Origin of the sequence: Streptomyces sp. NBC_01233 (assembly GCF_035989305.1) — a bacterium.
In the GTDB taxonomy this organism is placed as follows: domain Bacteria; phylum Actinomycetota; class Actinomycetes; order Streptomycetales; family Streptomycetaceae; genus Streptomyces.
The window spans coordinates 9,676,732-9,696,198 of sequence record NZ_CP108514.1 but is presented as its reverse complement, the minus strand read 5'-3'; the positions used below and the strand labels follow the sequence as shown (position 1 = coordinate 9,696,198).

General features: G+C 72.1%; 15 protein-coding genes and 2 pseudogenes. 4 read left to right on the top strand and 13 right to left on the bottom strand.

Going from position 1 to position 19,467, the window contains the following annotated elements:
* Positions 1-54: 54 nt before the first annotated feature.
* The 6 genes from OG332_RS44575 to OG332_RS44550 form a co-directional block, all read right to left on the bottom strand.
* Positions 55-1,842, bottom strand: a complete 1,788-nt coding sequence (locus OG332_RS44575; RefSeq protein ID WP_327418793.1) for an ABC transporter ATP-binding protein — start codon at positions 1,840-1,842, stop codon at positions 55-57.
* Complete coding sequence (locus OG332_RS44570) at positions 1,839-2,903, bottom strand: iron-siderophore ABC transporter substrate-binding protein (RefSeq protein ID WP_327418792.1); 1,065 nt, start codon at positions 2,901-2,903, stop codon at positions 1,839-1,841. Before OG332_RS44570 ends, OG332_RS44575 begins: the two co-directional genes overlap by 4 nt.
* A gap of 113 nt (positions 2,904-3,016) precedes the next feature.
* Positions 3,017-3,865 carry an ABC transporter ATP-binding protein gene (locus OG332_RS44565; protein ID WP_327418791.1) on the bottom strand — a complete coding sequence of 283 codons (849 nt, stop codon included), beginning with the start codon at positions 3,863-3,865 and terminating at the stop codon, positions 3,017-3,019.
* 38 nt (positions 3,866-3,903) lie between these two features.
* A complete protein-coding gene (locus tag OG332_RS44560; protein WP_442816313.1) occupies positions 3,904-4,950 on the bottom strand; it encodes a FecCD family ABC transporter permease in 1,047 nt (348 codons plus the stop codon).
* 46 nt (positions 4,951-4,996) lie between these two features.
* Complete coding sequence (locus OG332_RS44555) at positions 4,997-6,055, bottom strand: FecCD family ABC transporter permease (protein WP_327418790.1); 1,059 nt, start codon at positions 6,053-6,055, stop codon at positions 4,997-4,999.
* Positions 6,056-6,153: 98 nt separating this feature from the next.
* On the bottom strand, positions 6,154-7,509 hold the full coding sequence (locus OG332_RS44550) for a lysine N(6)-hydroxylase/L-ornithine N(5)-oxygenase family protein (protein WP_327418789.1): 1,356 nt from the start codon (positions 7,507-7,509) through the stop codon (positions 6,154-6,156).
* Between the two features lie 271 nt (positions 7,510-7,780).
* Here OG332_RS44550 and OG332_RS44545 point away from each other — a divergent pair, with 271 nt between their 5' ends.
* Positions 7,781-8,728, top strand: a complete 948-nt coding sequence (locus tag OG332_RS44545) for a methionyl-tRNA formyltransferase (protein ID WP_327418788.1) — start codon at positions 7,781-7,783, stop codon at positions 8,726-8,728.
* 289 nt (positions 8,729-9,017) lie between these two features.
* Here the strand turns inward: OG332_RS44545 and OG332_RS44540 are convergent.
* Both OG332_RS44540 and OG332_RS44535 read right to left on the bottom strand, forming a co-directional pair.
* Positions 9,018-9,200: pseudogene (locus OG332_RS44540) on the bottom strand (ATP-binding cassette domain-containing protein); the annotation flags it as partial.
* A gap of 73 nt (positions 9,201-9,273) precedes the next feature.
* Positions 9,274-10,131, bottom strand: a complete 858-nt coding sequence (locus tag OG332_RS44535; RefSeq protein WP_327418787.1) for a 2OG-Fe(II) oxygenase — start codon at positions 10,129-10,131, stop codon at positions 9,274-9,276.
* A 177-nt stretch (positions 10,132-10,308) separates the two neighbouring features.
* Between OG332_RS44535 and OG332_RS44530 the strand changes: the two genes are divergently transcribed.
* The gene (locus tag OG332_RS44530) at positions 10,309-10,950 is read left to right on the top strand and encodes a DUF4389 domain-containing protein (protein ID WP_442816411.1); all 642 of its coding nucleotides are present in this window, start codon (positions 10,309-10,311) and stop codon (positions 10,948-10,950) included.
* Positions 10,951-11,007: 57 nt separating this feature from the next.
* Positions 11,008-12,054 carry an alpha/beta hydrolase gene (locus tag OG332_RS44525; protein ID WP_327418785.1) on the top strand — a complete coding sequence of 349 codons (1,047 nt, stop codon included), beginning with the start codon at positions 11,008-11,010 and terminating at the stop codon, positions 12,052-12,054.
* A 31-nt stretch (positions 12,055-12,085) separates the two neighbouring features.
* Here OG332_RS44525 and OG332_RS44520 read toward each other — a convergent pair whose 3' ends face one another.
* The 5 genes and pseudogenes from OG332_RS44520 to OG332_RS44500 form a co-directional block, all read right to left on the bottom strand.
* On the bottom strand, positions 12,086-14,623 hold the full coding sequence (locus tag OG332_RS44520) for an FtsX-like permease family protein (RefSeq protein ID WP_327418784.1): 2,538 nt from the start codon (positions 14,621-14,623) through the stop codon (positions 12,086-12,088).
* 101 nt (positions 14,624-14,724) lie between these two features.
* Entirely contained in the window at positions 14,725-15,507 is a 783-nt protein-coding gene (locus OG332_RS44515; protein WP_442816312.1) for an ABC transporter ATP-binding protein, read from the bottom strand.
* A gap of 124 nt (positions 15,508-15,631) precedes the next feature.
* Entirely contained in the window at positions 15,632-16,963 is a 1,332-nt protein-coding gene (locus OG332_RS44510) for a HAMP domain-containing sensor histidine kinase (RefSeq protein WP_327418783.1), read from the bottom strand.
* A gap of 5 nt (positions 16,964-16,968) precedes the next feature.
* Positions 16,969-17,673, bottom strand: coding sequence for a two-component system response regulator CseB (gene cseB / locus OG332_RS44505; protein WP_327418782.1), 705 nt, complete (start codon positions 17,671-17,673; stop codon positions 16,969-16,971).
* A 279-nt stretch (positions 17,674-17,952) separates the two neighbouring features.
* A pseudogene (locus OG332_RS44500) lies at positions 17,953-18,717 on the bottom strand (glycosyltransferase); the annotation flags it as partial.
* 81 nt (positions 18,718-18,798) lie between these two features.
* Here OG332_RS44500 and thpR point away from each other — a divergent pair.
* Positions 18,799-19,383: an RNA 2',3'-cyclic phosphodiesterase gene (thpR, locus tag OG332_RS44495; protein ID WP_327418781.1), complete on the top strand. Its 585-nt coding sequence runs from the start codon at positions 18,799-18,801 to the stop codon at positions 19,381-19,383.
* The last annotated feature ends 84 nt before the right edge of the window (positions 19,384-19,467 follow it).

Below are 19,467 nucleotides of genomic sequence, written 5' to 3'. Positions count from 1 at the left end.
AAGACTCAACGCCCCTTCACAGTCCGTAAGTCGGCCCACCCGGATCAGGGTGGGCTAGCTACCCTCGCGCCAGGCCCGCCACAGGCGCGCGTACCGGCCGCCCAGAGCCACCAGCTCGTGGTGAGTGCCGTGCTCCACGACGCGTCCCGCGTCCAGCACGGCGATCCGGTCCGCCGCCATCGCCTGCGTCAGCCGGTGCGCCACGAACAGCGTGGTCCGGCCCGCGCACGCGGCGAGCACCGCCCGTTGCAGCTCGGCCGCGCCCTCGCTGCCCGCTTCCGCCGTCGACTCGTCGAGCACCACCACCGGGGACCGCGCCAGCACCAGCCGGGCCAGGGCGATCTGGGCGACCTTGGTGACGTCCAGGCGCTCGCCGCCCTCGCCGACCAGCGCGCCCGTTCCGCCCGGCAGGGCGTCGACCCACCCGTCGGCGCCGACCGTGCGCAGGGCGTCCCTCAGCTCGGCGTCGGTCGCTTCCGGCGCGGCCAGCCGCAGGTCGTCGGCGAGCGGGCCGGAGAACACGTGCGTCTCCTGCGTCAGGATGCTCACCAGGGCCCGCGCCCCGGCCTCGTCCAGACCGGCGAGGTCGGTCGGGCCGATGCGCACCGACCCGGCCTGCGGGGTCCCGATGCCCGCGATCAGCGCGGCCAGGGTCGACTTGCCCGCGCCCGTCGCCCCCACCAGCGCGAGCGAACCCCCGGCCGGAATCGTCAGGTTGACGTCCCGCAGGACCGGCTCCTCGGTGTCGGGATAGCTGAACGTGAGCCCCTCCACCGTCACCGCGTACGGCACGTCGGCCGCCGGTGCGACGCCCGGGGCGCCGACCAGCCGGTCCTCCGCGTCCTCCCCCAGCACGCCGACCAGCCGGGTCAGGCTCGCGCCCGACTTCTGCGCCTCGTCGAAGGTGAACATGATGGAGCCGAGGGGGGTGAACAGGCGGTGGAACAGCAGCGGGGCCGCCGACACCTCGCCCAGGCTGGCAGCGTCGGCCTCCAGCAGGGCGTACCCCACCACGAGGATCAGGACCAGTCCGATGAATTCGGCGCGGTTCTCCCGGCCGACGAACCGGCCGAAGAGCCGGAACACCTCGATGCCGAGTTGGCGCACCCGCCACGACTCGCTGGTGACCTTCTCCCGGACGGCCCCCTCCAGGCGGTACGCCCGGACCGTGTCGATCCCGTTGAGCCCACTGATCAACGCCTGCGCGCGGTCGGCCTGGACCGCGCGCTGCCTGCGGTAGAGCGGGGCGGACCGGGGCAGGTACCAGCGCAGGGCGAGCCCGTACGCGGGCAGCGCGCCGGCGCCGGCCAGGCCGAGCCGCCAGTCCAGGCCGAACATGCCGAGCGTGGCGATGACCACCAGCACGCCCGCCGAGAACACCGTGGGGACGGCCGTGCGGATGCCCTTGGACAGCACGGCGACGTCGTCACCGACCCTGGACAGCACGTCTCCCCGGCCGACCTGCTCGATGCGTGCGCTCGGCATCCCCAGCACCGCCCGTACGGCGTCTTCCCGCAGCCGCGCGAGCAGGTCCGCGCCCAGCCGCCCGACCAGGTAGGTCGACAGGGCGGTGGCCGCAGCGCCGAGCAGCGCGGCGGCCACCATCAGCAACCCTGTCGTGACCAGGATGGAGCGGGATTCGCCCGCGACCACCCCGTCCACGACCCGGCCGAGCAGCAGCAGCGGGAGCACCTGGAGCGCCGCCCCGGCCACCGTGGTGAGCACGGTGGCGGCCGTCAGCCAGGGCACTTCGCGGCAGTGCGCCGTGACCCAGCGGGTGGCCTCGCGTCCGGTCGTCGTGCGCAGGGTCGACGGGGCGACGCGCGTATCAGTGGTGCTCACACCTGGCCGACCGACTTGACGAGTTCGTCGATCGCGTACGGCAGGGACAGCAGGGTGCCCTGGGACATGGCCGCGCCGACCGCCGGGCCCTCGCTGTCCAGCAGGTACGACACCTTGCCGTTCTTGACCGCGGCCAGGTTGGCGAACAGCTCGAACTTCTTGAGCGCCTCCGTGTCGGCCTTGTCGTTGATGACGAAGATGCGGTCGACGTCGATCAGGTCCATGCGCTCGGGGGACAGCGTGGTGAAGAACTTGCCGTCAGCGATCTTGTCGATCTCGGTCTGGTACGTGAAGCCGGTGCCCGTCAGCAGGCGCCCGCGGACGTCGGTGGAGGTGAAGGGGGCCGCCGAGTCCTTGTACCAGGACAGCGCGACGGCGGTCTGGTTCGCGAACTCGGGGTGCGCCTTCTTGGCCGCGTCGAGCTTGTCCTGGATGCCCTTCACCAGTTCGGTGCCCTTGGCCTCCTGGCCCAGCGCCCTGGCGATGTGGACCGCGTTGTCCTGCCAGGGAGCGCTGAACGGCTCCTTCTCGGCCTTGGTGCGGCCCACCGTCGGGGCGATCTTGGAGAGCTTCTCGTAGGCGGCCTGGTCGATCTCGGAGTAGACCGCGATGATCAGGTCCGGCCGCAGGGCGGCGATCTTCTCGAAGTTCGGTCCGGTGTCGCCGTTGTTCATGACGACCTCGGGGCGGGTGCCGCCCCACTTGTCCTTCACCCAGGGCCACTGGGTGTTGATGTCCGGGCTGGTGCCCGGCGGGTTCGGGTACTGGTCGACCATGCCGACCGGCTTGATGCCGAACGCCAGGATGGCCTGGTCGTCGGTGTAGCCGACGGAGACGACCCGCTGGGGGGCCTTGGCGACCTTCGTGGACCCGAACGCGTGCTCCACGGTGACCGGGAAGGTGCCGGCCGCGGCAGCCGGGGCGTCGTCACTCTTCTTGTCGGACCGGTCCTTCGCGTCGGAACCGCATCCGGCCATGAGGCCGACGCCGAGGACCGCGGCGGACAGTACCGCCGTCAGCCGCCCCCAGGAATTCGTACGAGCCGTTCGATGGAGAAGCATCCGCAATCCCTTGCTTTCGGGCTGTCCACTGCGCCCCCGCCCGAGGGCAGGCAAACCGTATCGCGCTCAAGTGAGGCTAGCCTAGCCTTACTTGAACCGGATTTTTGTCCAATCTAGTCGAGTCGGCCGAGCTGGACGTGGGTGCGGCCGATCGGCACGATCAGCGGCCGGTCCCCCACCGGATCGTCGATCACCTTGGCGCGCAGCCCGAACGCCTCGTGCAGCAGTTCGGCGGTGATCACGTCCCGCGGGTGCCCCTGCGCCAGGATCGACCCGGCCTTCATCACGATGAGGTTGTCGCTGTAGCGCGCGGCCAGGTTGAGGTCGTGCAGCACCATGACCACGGTGCATCCCGACTCGTGCAGGTCGTCCACGAGGTCGAGCACGTCGATCGCGTGCGCCAGGTCAAGGAAGGTGGTCGGCTCGTCCAGCAGCAGCAGGTCGGTGCCCTGGGCCAGCGTCATCGAGATCCAGACGCGCTGGCGCTGTCCGCCGGACAGCGCGTCCACCGGACGGTCGGCCAGGTCGGACACCCCGGTCATGGCCAGCGCACGCTCCACGACGGCGGCGTCGTCCGAGGACCACTGGCGCAGCCAGCTCTGGTGCGGATGGCGCCCCCTGGCGACCAGGTCGGCCACCGTGAGCCCGTCCGGCGCGACCGGCGCCTGCGGCAGCAGGCCGAGCTTCTTCGCCACGTCCCGGGTCCTGAGCGTGGCGATGTCCTCGCCGTCCAGGACGACCGAGCCCTTCGTCGGCTTGAGCAGCCGCGAGAGGGTCCGCAGCAGGGTCGACTTCCCGCAGCCGTTGGAGCCGATGATCGTGGAGATCACCCCGGGCGGGATCGCCACGTGGAGATCGTCGATGACGCTCCGGCCGCCATACCCGACCGTGACCCCCCTGGCCGCCAGCCGTGCGCTCTCCTCAACCCCGGACTGGATCCCGGTGATGTGCGATACGGCCACAAGTCCCCCTGAACTAGACGTGCCTGCATACGAGTCGGTCAACGGAGGTTCGTCCGCACCAGGAGGTAGACCAGGAAAGGGCCGCCGATCGCGGCGGTGACCACGCCCACCGGAAGGGTGATCGGCAGCGCCGTACGGGCGACCAGGTCCGCGCCGGTCAGCAACAGGGCCCCCACCAGGCCGGAGGCCGCCATCGGCGGCGTCGGACACCTCAGCAGACGCATCGCCACCTGCGGCGCGACCAGCGCGACGAACGGAACCGGGCCCGCCGCGCTCACCGCCACGCCGGCCAGGAGCACCGCGCACAGCAGCAGGACCGCCCGGACGGCCGAGTACCGGACGCCCAGGCCCGCGGCCACCTCGTCGCCGAGGTGCATCGGTTTGAACTGGAACGCGGCGCACGCCACGACGACCATCAGCGCGAGCGTGCACCAGATCGCCACCCGGATGTCGTCCCACGACCGGTTGTCCAGCGAGCCGATCAGCCACGCCTGGGCCCGGGCCACGTCCCTGATGTCGGCTTGGACCAGCAGCCAGGTCGTGACGGCCTCCATCACGGCGCTGACCGAGATGCCGATGAGGATGAGCCGGAAGCCGTCGATCCCCCGCCGCCACGCCAGGAAGTACACGAGGAGCCCCGTGCCGAGACCGCCCGCGAGCGCCGCCCCCGACAGGCCGACGGAGCTGACGACCGCCGCGGCGGTCCCGCCCGACACCGTCACCAGGAACACCGCGACCGCGCCGGCGCCCCCGGTGATCCCCAGGATGTCGGGGCTGGCCAGCGGATTGCGCGCGATGGACTGGGTGATCGCCCCGGACACCCCCAGCGCGATGCCCACGACGCACCCGGCCAGGGCCCGCGGCATCCGCAGGTCCATGATCACGAACTCGTCCACCTGTTCGCCCCGGCCGAGGATCGTGGCGATCACCCGGGGCAGGCCGATGGGGAAGTCCCCGACGCCGATGGACAGGCAGAACACCAGGAACGTCGCCGCCGCCAGCAGCAGGGTGGCGCACACCATCCACGGCCGCCACACGAACGACACCCGGCCGAGCCGGACGCCCGGCGCCACCGGTGCCTTCACGCCCCCCCGACTTCCACGACTTCCACGACTTCCACGTCGGCCCCGTTCATGCGCTCTTGAACTTTCCGCGCCACACCAGAACCGCGAAGAAGGGGGCGCCGAGGAGGGCCACCACGACACCGGCGTCCAACTCGCCCGGCCGCACCAGCAGTCGCCCCGCGATGTCGCAGACCAGGAGGACGATGGCGCCGAGCAGACCCGCGTACGGCACCAGCCAGCGGTAGTCCGGCCCCGTCAGGTACCTCGCCACGTGGGCCACCATGAGCCCGAGGAAGGCGATGGGTCCGCACGCCGCCGTCGCCGCTCCCGCCAGCAGGGTGATGGCGATGATGCCGACGGTCCGGCTCAGCGCGATGTTCACGCCCAGCCCGCGCGCCACGTCGTCGCCCAGGTTGAGCAGGTTGACGGCGGGCAGCGTGGTCAGGGCCAGCACCAGCCCGACGGCGATGAACGCGGTCACCGGCCAGATGACGTCGAACCCGACTCCGGCCACGGAGCCCGCGTTCCAGAAGCGCAGTGCGTTCAGCGAGGCCTTGTCCGACAGTGCGACCGCCGTGGTCATCGCCGCCAGGAACACGGTGATCCCCTGCCCGGCCAGGGCGAGCGTCAGGGGGTTGCCGGCCCCTCGGCCGATGCTCGCCAGTCCGAACACGACGACACCGGCGACCGCCGCCCCCAGGAACGCGAACCAGACGTACTGGAACGGGTCGGCGAGCCCGAACACGGCGATCACCGTCACGACGGCGAACGAGGCTCCCGAGTTCACCCCGAGCAGGCCCGTGTCGGCGATCGGGTTGCGCGTGTACCCCTGGATCAACGCCCCGCCGACGCCCAGGGCCACGCCCGCCACGACCGCCAGGACCGTCCTGGGCACGCGTACGGTCTGCACGATGAGCCTGATCTCGGTGAGCCGCCGGTCCGGATCCGGCTCCGCCGTCAGCCCGTGCCACACGTCGGACGGACCGAGCGCGCGGGCACCGACGGCCAACGACACCACCACGGCGGTCAGGAGGATCAACAGGAGTGCCAACGCTCCCGCAACCCGGCGTCGGCGGGCATCCGTTGCGCCCCTGGGCGCGGGACGCTGCACTGTAGTCGTGCCCATGTCGCTGTACGTTATCCCTTCGCTCCACCGGCGAAACATCGCCGGTGGCACGCGCCACCAGGCGGAAGTGCACGGACCGCACCGGTCCGCGTATCGGGCTAGCGGGCCGTGCTGCCCGTCCCGTCGGCCACGGTCCGGACCTCGTCGGAATCGGACTTGAGGCCCCGGTCGAGGAGCGAGCCGAGGATCTCGCCGACCCTGACGCTGGTGTTGGACAGCAGGGACGACGTGATGCCGTGCGTGTGCTCCGTACCGCCCTGCACGTAGATGCCGCAACGCAGTTCCGGGTCGGTCGCGATGCGGTAGTCGCGCTCGACGCGGACACGGTCCTCGTCGTCGCGCAGGCAGCGGTCGGCGACCTCGCCGAGGAGGCCGAGCGGGTCGGCGGGGCGGTAGCCGGTGGCGAAGACCACGACGTCCGCGTCCAGGCGCGTCTCCTCGCCCGTGACCAAGGACTGCACGGTGGCGTGGACGTTGGCCGGCGTCTCCGTGACGCCGGTCATCCGCGAGACGTTGAGGAAGCGCAGGCGCTCGGTGCCGAGGACCTTCTCCTGGTACATCTGCCGGTACAGCTCGTCGATCAGGTCGATGTCCACCACGGAGTAGTTCGTGTTGCGGTGGTAGTCCATCAGCTTGCGCTTGACGTTCTCAGGCGCGGTGAAGAACTCGCCGACCGCCTCCGGGTCGAAGATCCGGTTGGCGAAGCCGCTGTCGTCGGCGGGGCTGTACCCGTACCGGGAGAAGACGGCGCAGACCTCGGCCTGCGGGAAGCGGCGGTGCAGGTACGCGACGTTCTCGGCGGCGCTCTGCCCCGCGCCCACGACGATGAACCGGGAGGGGTCGGCGCCCTTCAGAGCGTCGACCTTCGTCAGGAGGTCGCAGTTGTGCCAGATGCGGTCGGTGCGTTCCACGCCTTCTGGCATGAGGGGACGCAGGCCGGTGCCGATGACGAGGTTGCGGGCCCGGTGGAGCGCGAGTCCCTCCCCCGACCGGACCGTCACGTCGAGGTGGTCCACCACTCCTTCGCGGACGACCGGCGTGACCCCCACGACCTCGTGGCCGTAGGAGACCATGTCGTCGGCCTTGGCCGCGGACCACTCCAGATAGTCGTGGAACTCCACCCGCAGCGGGAAGAGGTTCTTGTGGTTGATGAAGTCGATCAGCCGTCCCTTGCTCTTCAGGTAGCACAGGAAGCTGAACTCGCTGGCCGGGTTCCGGAGCGTCACCAGGTCCTTCAGGAAGGACACCTGCATGGTCGCGTCGTCGATGAGCATGCCCCGGTGCCAGCCGAAGCGCGGCTGCTGCTCGAAGAAGTGAGTGGTGATCACTTCTTCCCTGCCGACGCGTGCGTTGTGCTCACCGACCGCGATCGCCATGGCCACATTGGACGGGCCGAAGCCGATTCCTATGAGGTCGTGGATCAGCGGGGGGTCGCCAGGACGAGCCTGTGCCATGTCACTCCCATCGTGCGAGGGCAGCCGCCTCGCCCGGGCGGGCAGGCAGTCGGTCGGGCATCGGGAAGGCGGGAGAACCGGGCACGCCGACGGAGACGCGACCGAAACTTAGGTAAGGCTAAGCTGATTCTCCAGGGGCTGTCGATAGACAAATCGGGCAGCTGACGGGCGGAGCGATCGTCAAGTTGCGGTAGAGCAGGCACCGTTGCCAACTTAGGCAAGCCTTGCTTTACTCGAATTCAACCAGCCCCCGTCCCTGAGGAGGAACCCCATGCGGGTCGTCATGTTCGGTTACCAGACCTGGGGGCACCGCACCCTGCAAGCCCTCCTGGACTCCGAGCACGACGTGGTGCTGGTGGTGACGCACCCGAAGAGCGAGCACGCCTACGAGAAGATCTGGAGCGACTCCGTCGCCGACCTCGCCGAAGAGCACGGCGTCCCGGTCCTGCTCCGCAACCGCCCGGACGACGACGAACTGTTCCAGCGCCTCAAGGAGGCCGACCCGGACATCATCGTCGCCAACAACTGGCGCACGTGGCTGCCCCCGCGGGTCTTCGGCCTCCCCCGCCACGGCACGCTGAACGTGCACGACTCGCTGCTCCCGAAGTACGCCGGCTTCTCGCCCCTGATCTGGGCGCTGATCAACGGCGAGACCGAAGTGGGCGTCACCGCGCACATGATGAACGACGAACTCGACGCCGGGGACATCGTGCGGCAGGAGTCGGTGCCGGTGGGGCCGACGGACACCGCCACCGACCTCTTCCACCGGACCGTCGAGCTCATCGCCCCGGTCACCGTCGGCGCCCTCGACCTGATCGCCTCCGGGCGGACGGAGTTCACCAAGCAGGACCGGACCCGGGCGAGCTTCTTCCACAAACGGTCCCTCGAGGACAGCCGCATCGACTGGACCTGGCCCGCGCAGGACCTGGACCGCCTGGTGCGCGCCCAGTCCGAGCCGTACCCCAGCGCCTTCACCTTCCACAAGGGCAGGCGCCTCGAGGTCCTGTCCGCCTGTGTGTCCGAGGGCCGGTACGGCGGCACGCCCGGCCGGATCTTCTACCGCGAGGGCGAGGGCGTGGTGATCGTCGCGGGCGCCGACGCCCGGACCGGCCGCAACCACGGGCTGGCCATCACGCGCGTACGGACGGAGGACGGCCGGGAGCTGCCCGCGGCCGAGTACTTCACCTCGATGGGCGGATATCTGACCGGGCGTGCCTGACCCGCCGGTCCTGGCCGGGCGCCCGCGACCGGGACCACTGGGTGTGCTGCCGGCCCGCGAGGGCGCGGGCGGCGCGCGGTGCCACGACCCGACGAAGCCGATGGCGCCGGCGGCGGCCACCGCAGTGGCGCCGAACGGGACGGCGAGGACGGAGGCGGCCGAGGCACCGGCGAACGCCGCGCCGGCCACGCTCCACGATCCGGCCTGGCGGCGGTCGTCACGAGGAGGACGGCGCCCGCCGGGAGGGCGGCGAGGACCCGGGGCACGCGGGGTTCGAGGACCAAGCGCCCGTCCTCGGCCGCTGGAGCCGGGCGATGGTGGGCAGCAGCGTGGACCCGCCACTGCCGTTCGGCCCGACCGGGCTCGTCACCCGGCCGGGCCGCAGCGTCATCGAGGCGTCGTGTAGGACGTCGACGCCGTCGTACGCCACGGTGACGCCCGTGGCCGACGGTTCATGGCCGCGGGGACGCATCGCCGCGGCGGTCCCTCCAGCTACCTGCACACCGGGAAAGTCAGCCTGACCTCATAAAACGACAGGATCTCGTTCACGGTGTCGTGCGGGGTGCGGGAAGGGTGAGCCGGGTGACGGGGTCGGCGGCCGGGAGGGGGATGGGCCTGGCGCCGTCGTGATCACGCGTGATGTCCGCGAGCGGGCGGGTGTGTTCGGCGGCGCGGGCCATCCACTGCCAGATCCGGAACGGGGTGTCGGGAGTCGCCGACGCGGACTCGGCACCGCTTATCCATGTCGTGAGCGTGAACCGGTGATCTTCGAACCGGCCGCTGGGGCAGGTGGACGGGACCACCTCGTGGAAGGCGCTCGCCGGGAAGAACACGATGGTGTCGTGCTCGGGTTCGATGGTGCGGTAGGCCTCCGCCGGCTGCGGTCCGCTCTCGTGGAACTGAGTGTCGTACAAACGGAGTTGGCCGCCATCGAAACCACGGGGCCTGCGGTGGAGGTAGTACACGGCCGACACGGCCGTGCTGACGTCGCGGACCCGTGAGGCGTCGGTGTGGATGCCGTAGTGGCCCCCTTCCCCGTGCGCCGTCAGGACTGTCAGGGTCTGCGTGAGCGCGGCCTGGTGACCGAGGACCTCCTGGACGAGCGGCAGGCAGTCGGCGAGGTGCCGGCTGAAGACGGAGCTGGTCACGGGGAGGACGAGGGAGCTGCGACCTTTGTGGGTGACCTGGCCCGACAGGGGGTCCAGGACCGTTCCCGCGTTGAAGTCGGGCTGCCGGGAGATCGCGTACGCCAGCAGGCCGGCGGCGCGTTCCCCGCCGAGGAAGTTCTCGAAGCGGCAGACCGGAGCCGGTATGACGGGGGTCGTGGACCACCGGTCGGAGGGAGGCAAGTCCCGGGAGCTGATTTCCGTCGGGGTGGCCGGTTCCTTCGCGTATCCGCTCATGGCCCGGAACCGTAAGCGGAGCGGCCCGCACCGTCGAAGGAGCACAGGGGGGCGCACAGGAGTACACCGATTTCGCCCCATGTGCCGACCTTCGGGGTCCGCCCGAGTGGAGGGCCGTGCGCGCAGCCGGGATGATGGGAAGGGGCGAGGTGAGCCGATGAGGTGAGCACGATGACCATGCAGACCTCCTACCCGCCGGTAACGGTGTCGGCCACGCTGGACGCGCCGCTTTCGCGCTGGCTGTGGCTGGTCAAGTGGATCCTGGCCATTCCGCACTACATCGTGCTGGCGTTCCTGTGGATCGCCTTCCTCGTGATCTGCGTGATCGCGTTCTTCGCCATCCTCTTCACCGAGCGGTACCCGCGGGCCCTCTTCGACTTCAACCTCGGGGTCCTGCGCTGGTCCTGGCGGGTCTCGTACTACTCCTACGGCGTCCTGGGCACCGACCGGTACCCGCCGTTCAGCCTCGGACCCGAACCCGACTACCCGGCCCGGCTGGACATCGCCTACCCCGAGCGCCTCTCCCGGGGCCTGGTCCTGGTGAAGTGGTGGCTGCTCGCCATCCCGCACTACCTCGTGATCGGCTTCTTCACCGGTGCGCACGGCGGCTGGTGGAGCGCAGGCCTGATCGGCCTGCTGGCACTCATCGCGGTCGTCACCCTGGCCTTCACCGAGAAGTACCCGCGGGACCTGTTCGACCTGGTGATCGGGCTCAACCGGTGGGTGCTCCGCGTCACGGCGTACGCCACGCTCATGACGGACGCGTACCCGCCCTTCCGCCTCGACATGGGCGCCGAGGAACACGTGACCGCCGTATGAGTCGCGCGCTCCGACGACGGGCCCCGGCCCCTGGCGGCAGGTGGTTGACTACGTCGCATGGACCCCGCGCGAGCGTTCCCCGCAGGCAGCGAGCCCGGCCCGACGGCTTGGACGGCGCCCCCCTTCGACCCCGAACTGAGCGCGGCGCTGGTGGCTTTGGGGGACGCGGCGAGAGAGCCCTTCACCCCGGAGAACCTCGCTGCCTGGCAGGAGCAGGATGCCGCGTCCCGGCCCAGGCCGACGCTGCGGGAGCTCCGCGCCGACGGCCTCTTCGAGGTGGACGAGCTGGTCGTCCCGGGAGCGCCGGGCGAGCCGGACGTCGGGCTCGTGAGCGCACGGCCCGCCGGGGTCACGGGCCCGCTGCCGGTGCTGTACTACATGCACGGCGGCGGAATGATCATGGGGAACGCTTGGTCCGTCGTCCCTCAGCTGCTGCGCGAATGGGCCCTCCCCCTGGAGCTGGCCGTCGTCTCCGTCGAGTACCGGCTGGCACCGCACACGCAGTACCCCGGCCCGGTGGAGGACTGCTACGCCGGACTCGTCTGGGTGGCCGGGCACGCGGGCGAACTGGGCATCGACGCGGACCGCGTCGTCGTCGGAGGCAAGAGCGCCGGCGGCGGCCTCGCCGCGGCACTCGCCCTGCTCACCCGCGACCGTGGCGGGCCGGCACCGATCGGGCAGCTGCTCCTGTGCCCGATGCTCGACGACCGCGGCGACACCGTCTCCAGCCACCAGATGGCCGGCCTCGGCATCTGGGACCGGACCTCCAACGCCACCGCGTGGCAGGCGCTGCTGGGCGACCGGTACGGCGCCGCGGACCTGCCGCCCTACGCGGCCCCCGCCCGCGCGGCGGATCTGTCCGGGCTGCCCCCGGCCTACATCGAGGTCGGGTCGGCCGAGACCTTCCGTGACGAGGACGTGGCCTACGCGAACGCGATCTGGCAGGCCGGTGGCCAGGCCGAACTGCACGTGTGGCCCGGGGCCTTCCACGGCTTCGACGGCTTCGCACCGCAGGCGGCGCTCAGCCGGGACGCCCGTGACGCCCGTTCCGCCTGGCTCCGGCGCGTCCTCGCCCGGTCCGGTGCCGGGCCCGCCGCCGGCTGAACAGGTCACGGCGGCGGGCCCGGTCGCGGGGTTACTGCGCCGCCGTAGCGGCCGGGATGTCGACGCGGGCGGCCCTGCGGGCCGGCCGGAGCGAGGCGGCCAGCGCGCCCGCCAGGGCGACGAGCACGCCGAGGGCGAGCCGGCCCCAGGGAAGGACCAGCGCGTAGCCCGCGACGCTTTCCTGGAGGGTGCGGCCGAGCGCCCAGCCCAGGAAGACGCCCAGGACCGTGCCGAGCGTCGCACCGAGAGCGCCGAGGACGAGGGCCTCCAGGCGGATCATCCGGCTCACACCGGCGCGGTCCACACCGAGGGCGCGCAGGGTGCCGATCTCCTTGCGGCGTTCGAGGACGGACATCGCGAGGGTGTTGGCGATGCCCAGCGCGGCGATCACCAGGGCCATGCTCAGCAGCGCGTAGAAGACGTTGAGCTGGTCGCCGATGGACCCGCTGTCCTGGGCCCGGATCCCCGCCTGGTCGAGGACGGCCAGGGCGGGGTTGTCGCCGAGGGCGTGGGTGACGTCGACACGTGCGGTCCGGCTGGGTCCACCGTCCGTGGCGACGAGGATTGCGGCGGTGCGCGGGGTGGAGTCGTAGCGCGCGACCAGGGAGTCGGGGGCAGTGATGCTGGGCAGCAGGTTGCTCTGCTCGTCCGCCCGGTAGACGGCGCCGATGGTGACGCTGCCCCGCTCGCCGTCCTGACGCTGCAGGGGCAGGGTCTGACCGACGTGCCAGCCAGCCGCCTCGGCCTTGAATGCGGCCACGGCGATCTGGCCCTCGGCGAGGCGGTCGAGGGAGCCCTCGACCACGTCGTAGCGCAGCAGCCGGCCGATGGTGGCGGGGTCGACGCCGGTCAGCACGGAGGGGGTTCCGGCCAGCCGGTATGCGGTGGACTGGTTGAGCGCGGCGCCGGGCACCTTCCTCAGGGCCGCCGCGGTGTCGGGGGTCATCCGCATGCCGCCCTCGGCGGGCTTGACCAGGTAGTCGGCCGTGAAGTCGTGGGTGGTCGCCCGGTCGAGGTACCGGGCGGCGGATGCTCCGAGGACGGACAGGCCGGAGGCGAGGGTGAGGGCGATGGCGAGCGCGGCGGCCGTGGCGCCCGTACGGCACGGATCGCGCACGGTGTTGCGGGCGGCGAGGCTGCCGTACACCGGGTGGAGGCGGGTCAGCAGCGGCCGGACCAGGGCGACGAACGGCCGGGCCACCAGCGGGATGAGGACGATCGTCCCGGTCAGGGTGAGGGCCGCGCCGAGGCCGATGACGGTCCGGGAGTCCCGCCCCGTGGTGAGGGCCCCGTACACGGCGGCGGCGATACCGGTGCCCAGCAGCGCGGCGCCGAACCCGGTGCGCAGGGAGCCGGTGCGCGCGGGCGCCGCGGGCTCGGCCGCGCTGAGCGCGGCGACCGGCGGGATGGCCATGGCCCGGCGGATCGGCAGCCAGGCGGCGACCATGGGCAGGGCGGTGCCGACCAGCAGGGAAGCGATCACGGTGCCCGGGGCGAGGACCAGCGGCCCGGCCGGGGCGTCGGCCGGGGCGAAGAGGGTCTGCAGCAGGGCCGCGGCCCCGGTGCCGGCGGCGAGGCCGGCCGCGGAGGCGACCGCGCCGACGAGGAGGGACTCGGTCAGCAGGATGCGGCGCACCTGCCTGCGCGAGGCCCCGACGGCCCGCATCAGGGCCAGCTCCCGGGTGCGCCGGGCGACGAGCATGGTGAAGGTGTTGGAGATGAGGAAGGTGGCGACGAACAGGGCGACCGCGGCGAAACCGAGCAGGATCTGGCTCATGGTGTCGCTGTCGTTGGTGGCGAGGTTCGCCTGGATCCGGGCGAGCTGGGCCCCGGTGGCCGCGCCGGTGCCCTGGGGCAGCACCGATTCGATCCGGCCGAGGAGTTGCTGCGCGTCGGCGCCGGGTGCGGCCGTGACGTCCACGTTCTGGTACCGGCCGGGCCGGAGGAAGAGCCGCTGCGCGGTGGCGTCGTCGAACAGCGTCAGGCTGCCCCCGGCGGGCAGCGTGGTCCCGTCGGTGCGGAAGACCCCCCTGAGGGTGTAGGAGGCGGCGCCCTGGTTCGTACCGACGCGTACGGTGTCGCCCACGCGGAAGCCGCCCTTCGCGGCGGTGGTCTCGTCGAGGGCGATCGCGTCGTCGCCGGTCGGGCCGGAACCCTGGGTGAAGCGGTAGGCGGGGTCCGTGCCGGTCGTTCCCGGGGCGAAATTGCCCCCCTTGTGGGACGGACCGTGACCGAGCAGCCGGCCCTCCCGGTCGGCGACGGCGGCGAAACCGGTGACGCGGCCCGCGGCGACGGCGACGCCGGGGACCTTGGCCAGGGTGTTCACGGTGGCGGCGTCGATGCCGGCCGGCCCGCCGCGGTGGTTCGGGGAGTCCTGGGAGTCCTCGGGGAAGACGCTGACGGCGATGCGCTCGTAGCCGTCGGTCGCCCGGGCGGTGGCGGCGCGGTGGAGGCTGTCGCCGTAGACGAGGCTGCCGGAGACGAAGGTGACTCCGAGCATGACCGCGAACACGGTCATCAGGAGACGGGCCTTGTGCGCGAACACGTTGCGCAGGGCGGTACGGAACATGGGGATGCGGGTCCTGGAGGAGGCGGGCTCGGCTGGTGCGAGCGGGCGGGAGGGCGGCTGGTGCGGTGTCGGTACTCGTGCTGGTGCCGGGGTGGGGCGGGTCAGCTGGTGCGCGAGCGGGTGTCGAATTCCTTCATGCGGTCCAGCACCCGGTCCGGGGTGGGACGGCTCATCTCGTCGACCAGGCGGCCGTCGGAGAGGAAGACCACGCGGTCGGCGTAGCCGGCGGCGACGGGGTCGTGGGTGACCATGACCACGGTCTGGCCCAGCTCGCGCACCGAGTCGCGCAGGAAGCCGAGGACTTCGGCCCCGGACCGGGAGTCAAGATTGCCGGTGGGTTCGTCGCCGAAGATGATCGAGGGGCGGGACACGAGGGCGCGGGCCACCGCGACGCGCTGCTGCTGCCCGCCGGACAGCTGTCCCGGCCGGTGGTCGAGGCGCTGGGCCAGTCCGACCATGGAGACCACGCGGTCCAGCCACTGCCGGTCGGGCCGACGGCCGGCGATGGTCAGCGGCAGCGTGATGTTCTCCAGCGCGGTCAGCGTCGGCAGCAGGTTGAAGGCCTGGAAGATGAAACCGATCCGGTCGCGGCGCAACCGGGTGAGCTGCCCATCGTCGAGGGTGCCCAGTTCGGTCGTGCCGATGCGGACGGAGCCGGAGCTGAAGGAGTCGAGACCGGCGGCGCAGTGCATCAGCGTGGACTTGCCGCAGCCGGACGGGCCCATGATCGCAGTGAACTCGCCCTCCCCGAAGGCGGTGCTGACCCGGTCCAGGGCGACGACGCGGGTGTCGCCGCTGCCGTAGACCTTCGACAGGTCGGTGGTGGCGGCCGCGGCCCCGGTCGGCGTGTGCAGCAGGTGCGGGGCAAAGGGGTCGGTGGTCACGAAGGACTCCTCCTCGGGTGCGGAAAGGTGCACTTCGAAGGGTGTCCGGGGAACCTATCGGGGCCCGGGCCGCCGCGTATCGGCGTCCGCTCCGCTTCGTATCGGTTGTGTGGGGGGCCGGCGGTCAGGCCGGCAGGCGGAGGGTGGCGACCGCGCCGCCGTCCGGGGCGTTCCCGAAACGCAGCTCGGCGCCGAGGAGCCGGGCCTGGCCGAGGGCGATGGTCAGGCCCAGGCCGTGGCCCGATCCGCGCCCCGTGCCGCCCGTGTGGAAGCGGCGCGGGCCGTCGAGGAGCAGGTCCCGGGGAAAGCCGGCGCCGTGGTCGCGCACGACGACCGTCCGGCCCTCGACGGTGACCCCCACCGGGGCTTCTCCGTGCCGGTGGGCGTTGACGACGAGGTTGCCGACGATTCGTTCGAGGCGGCGCGGATCGGTCTCCACGGTCTCCCCGGTCTCCACGGTCTCCCCGGTCTCTCCGGTCTCCCCGGTCTCTCCGGTCTCTCCGGTCCGGACGGCATCGGCGCCCTGCAGACCGGCGACGACGACGGTGACCTCCGTGTCGAGGCCGGTACGCGCCACCGCCTCGGAGACGACCGCGCCGAGCGGGACACGGTCGCGGACCGGCCGTTCGGCGCCGGCGTCGAGCCGGGAGATCTCCAGGAGGTCCTCGACCAGGCCGCGCAGGTCGCGCACCCGGGCCCGGAGCAGATCCTCCGTCTCACCGCGGGGCAGCAGGTCGGCGGCGGCCAGCAGACCGCCGACGGGGGTGCGCAGCTCGTGGGCCACGTCCGCGGTGAACTGACGCTCGGTGCGCAGCCGTCGGCTGAGACTGTCGGCCATGAGGTCGACGGTGGCGGCGATGTCGGCCACCTCGTCGCCGCCCTCGGTGGGCCCGGTCCGGGCGTCCAGGTCCCCGGCGGAGATCCGGCCCGCGGTTTCGGAGACCCGCCGCAGCCTGCGGGCGAGCAGCCCGGCTCCGTAGACCGCGAGGGGCGCGGCCGCAGCGAGCGCGACCAGCGAGGCCAGCGCCATGCTGACGTCGAGCCGCTGCAGCTCGTGGAGCTCCGAGCTCATGTTGACCCGGACGGCGAGCACCGGGCTGGCCGGGCCGCCGGTGCGCTGGGCGGCCCATACGCTGGGCCCCACGTTGCCTTCGACGTGCCCGTCGTGGGCGACGTGCCGGACGCCGTCGGCGGGACGGCGCAGTGCGGCGGGCAGCTCGGCCGGATCGAGCTCGGCACCGTCGATCAGCGTTCCGGTGCGCCGGTAGGTGGCCATGGCGGAGTAGACGGAGTTGAAGGCCCGGGCTTCGGCACGGCTGCGGATGTCCTGCGCGGTCCACAGGTGCACGAGGACGCCCACGGCCGCCACGACCAGGAATGCCGTGGCCGCGGCCAGTGCGGCGATCTTCCAGCGCAGGGACACGCGGGCCGGCCGGAGGCGGTGGAACGGACGCACCGGGATCAGCGCCTGAGCTTGTAGCCGAAGCCGCGGACCGTCTCGATCCTGTCGCGGCCCAGTTTCCTGCGCAGCCGCTGCACGCACAGGTCCACGACACGGCTGTCGCCGTCCCAGCCGTAGTCCCACACGTCCCGCAGCAGGGTGTGGCGCTCCAGCACGATGCCCGGGTGGGCGGCGAACGCCAGCAGCAGCTTCAGTTCCGTCGGGGTCAGAGCCACCGGGCCTCCGGCGACGGAGACCTCCAGGCCGCCGGTGTCGATGGCCAGGTCCCCGAAGACCAGCGTCTTCCCTTCGGACGGCTCCGGCCCGCCGTCGCCGGTCGCCCGGCCGGGTTCCGGGGCGGGTGCGGGCGCGTAGGTCGCCCGCCGCAGCAGCGAACGGATGCGTGCCACGAGCACGTAGGTGTCCACGGGTTTGACCACGTAGTCGTCCGCGCCGGCCTCCAGACCCGCGACGACGTCGAGCCCGTCGCCGCGGGCGGACATCATGAGGACCGGCACCAGGCTGGTCTCCCGGACCCTGCGGCACAGGCCGATCCCGTCCAGGCCGGGCAGCATCACGTCCAGGATCAGCAGGTCGAAGCTCTCCTCGCGGAAGAGCTCCAGCCCCGCCAGCCCGTCGGCCGCCGTCTTCATCCCGTACCCGTAGCGCTCGATGGCGACGGTGAAGGAGCGGCGCATCAGGTCGTCGTCCTCCACCAGCAGCACGCGAACGGATGGCGGAGGGGCCGGTGCCGGTGCCGGTGCCGGAGGCGGGACGGACGAGGACACGGGAGGACGGCTCCTGTTCGGACGGTCGTGAGAAACGGGCAGGTCCCGTCCACGCCCACGCGGACGGGACCTGCAGGGAACGATAGGGCAGCCACCGGGCGTGGCCGTTCGCCACCGGCCCGGCGCACTCGTTCGATGGACGACCAAGCGCTCCTTGATACCCGCCCGATACAAAACCCGCCCGGGTGGTGCGCCGCACCGGGATCACGGCCTGGATCAGCAGGCGGCGTCGAGCAGCAGTTTCGCGGCGACCGTCGCCCCGTCGGTACGGATCGTGCCGGCCACGGCGGTCGCCCGTGCGCCGGTCCCGGGCGTCAGGGCCGCCTCGAGCGCCAGCGACAGGGACTCGGTGGTCGGGGCCGGGCCGTCGTGGGCGGTCCCGATGCCCAAGTCGGCGACCCGGCTGCCCCAGTACGGTGCGTCTCCTCCCTGGGGCACGACCACCTGGGGCGTGCCGGACCCGGTGGCGGTCGTCGTGGTGCCCGCGCTGCCGTGGTGCACGACGGCGGTCGCCCGCCGGAACAGCGCCTGCTGGTTGACCTCGCCGACGGCGAAGCAGTCGTCCTGCTCGTCGACCGGGTCCAGGCCGGCCCAGCCGCGGGAGAGGACCACGCGGCGGCCCTGCGCGCGGACCGCGTCGACGGCCGTCCGCGCGAAGTCCTGCGGGGCTCCGGTGGGCGTGCTGCCCAGGCCGACGTACACCGGTGGTGCGCCGGCGTCCAGGAACGCCTCCAGGCCGGCGGGGAGCGGGCGCGTGTCGGGCCGGATCCAGGCGCCGGTCTGCACCACGTCGAGGTCCGTGGTCCGCCAGGGGTCCAGGACCGGGTCCGTGGCCAGCCACGGCTGGTCGGTGAAGGCGTAGTCGCGGACGTTCTCGACCGGCGGCAGGCCGAACGAGGCCCGCCGGCCGTTCAGCTCCTCGCCGAACATCTCGTTCGCGATCCGCGCGTCCAGCTCCCACAGCGCCCGGTTGTCGCTCACCCCTTTTGTCGTCCGCTGCCGCACCGCGCGGCGGGAACGCAAAGATGACTGGACCCGCCCGGACACGGTACGAAGTCCTCCGTGAACGAAAAGATCCAGGCTGAGACCGTCCGCGTGTTCATAGCGCTCGCCCCGCCCGACGACGCGAAGGAAGAGCTGGCCGAGCAGCTGCGGCCGGCCTACGCCGCGTACCCGGACATGCGCTGGAACCGCATCGAGGACTGGCACGTCACCCTGGCCTTCCTCGGCGAGCTCCCCGCCACCGCCGTTCCGCTCCTCAAGGAGCCGCTCGCGGACCTCGCCGCGGCCCGGCGCCCCCTGAAGCTGGCACTGCGCGGCGGCGGGCACTTCGACGACCGGGTCCTGTGGACCGGAATCGACGGAGAGCTCGAAGCACTGCACCTCCTCGCCACCGACGTGCGCGCCACGGTCCGCGCGTGCGGCATCGACTTCCAGGAGCGGCCGCTGCGCCCCCATCTGACGCTGGCCCGCTCCCGCCGCAACGACCGCACCAGCGCGGTGGAGGCGGCGGCGGGGCTCGCCGCGTTCGCCGGTCGCCCGTGGCAGACCCGGCGGCTCCACCTCGTCGGCAGCAACACGGGCCGCGGCCCCGGACCCATCCACTACCGCGACATCCAGGCCTGGAGCTTCGACGGGCTCGACTGAAAAACGGGCGGCCGGACGGAACCGGATTGATCATCTTTGGCGTCTTCGTCGTCACGTGATCGTCAAAGGGAAGAGGAGAGCCGA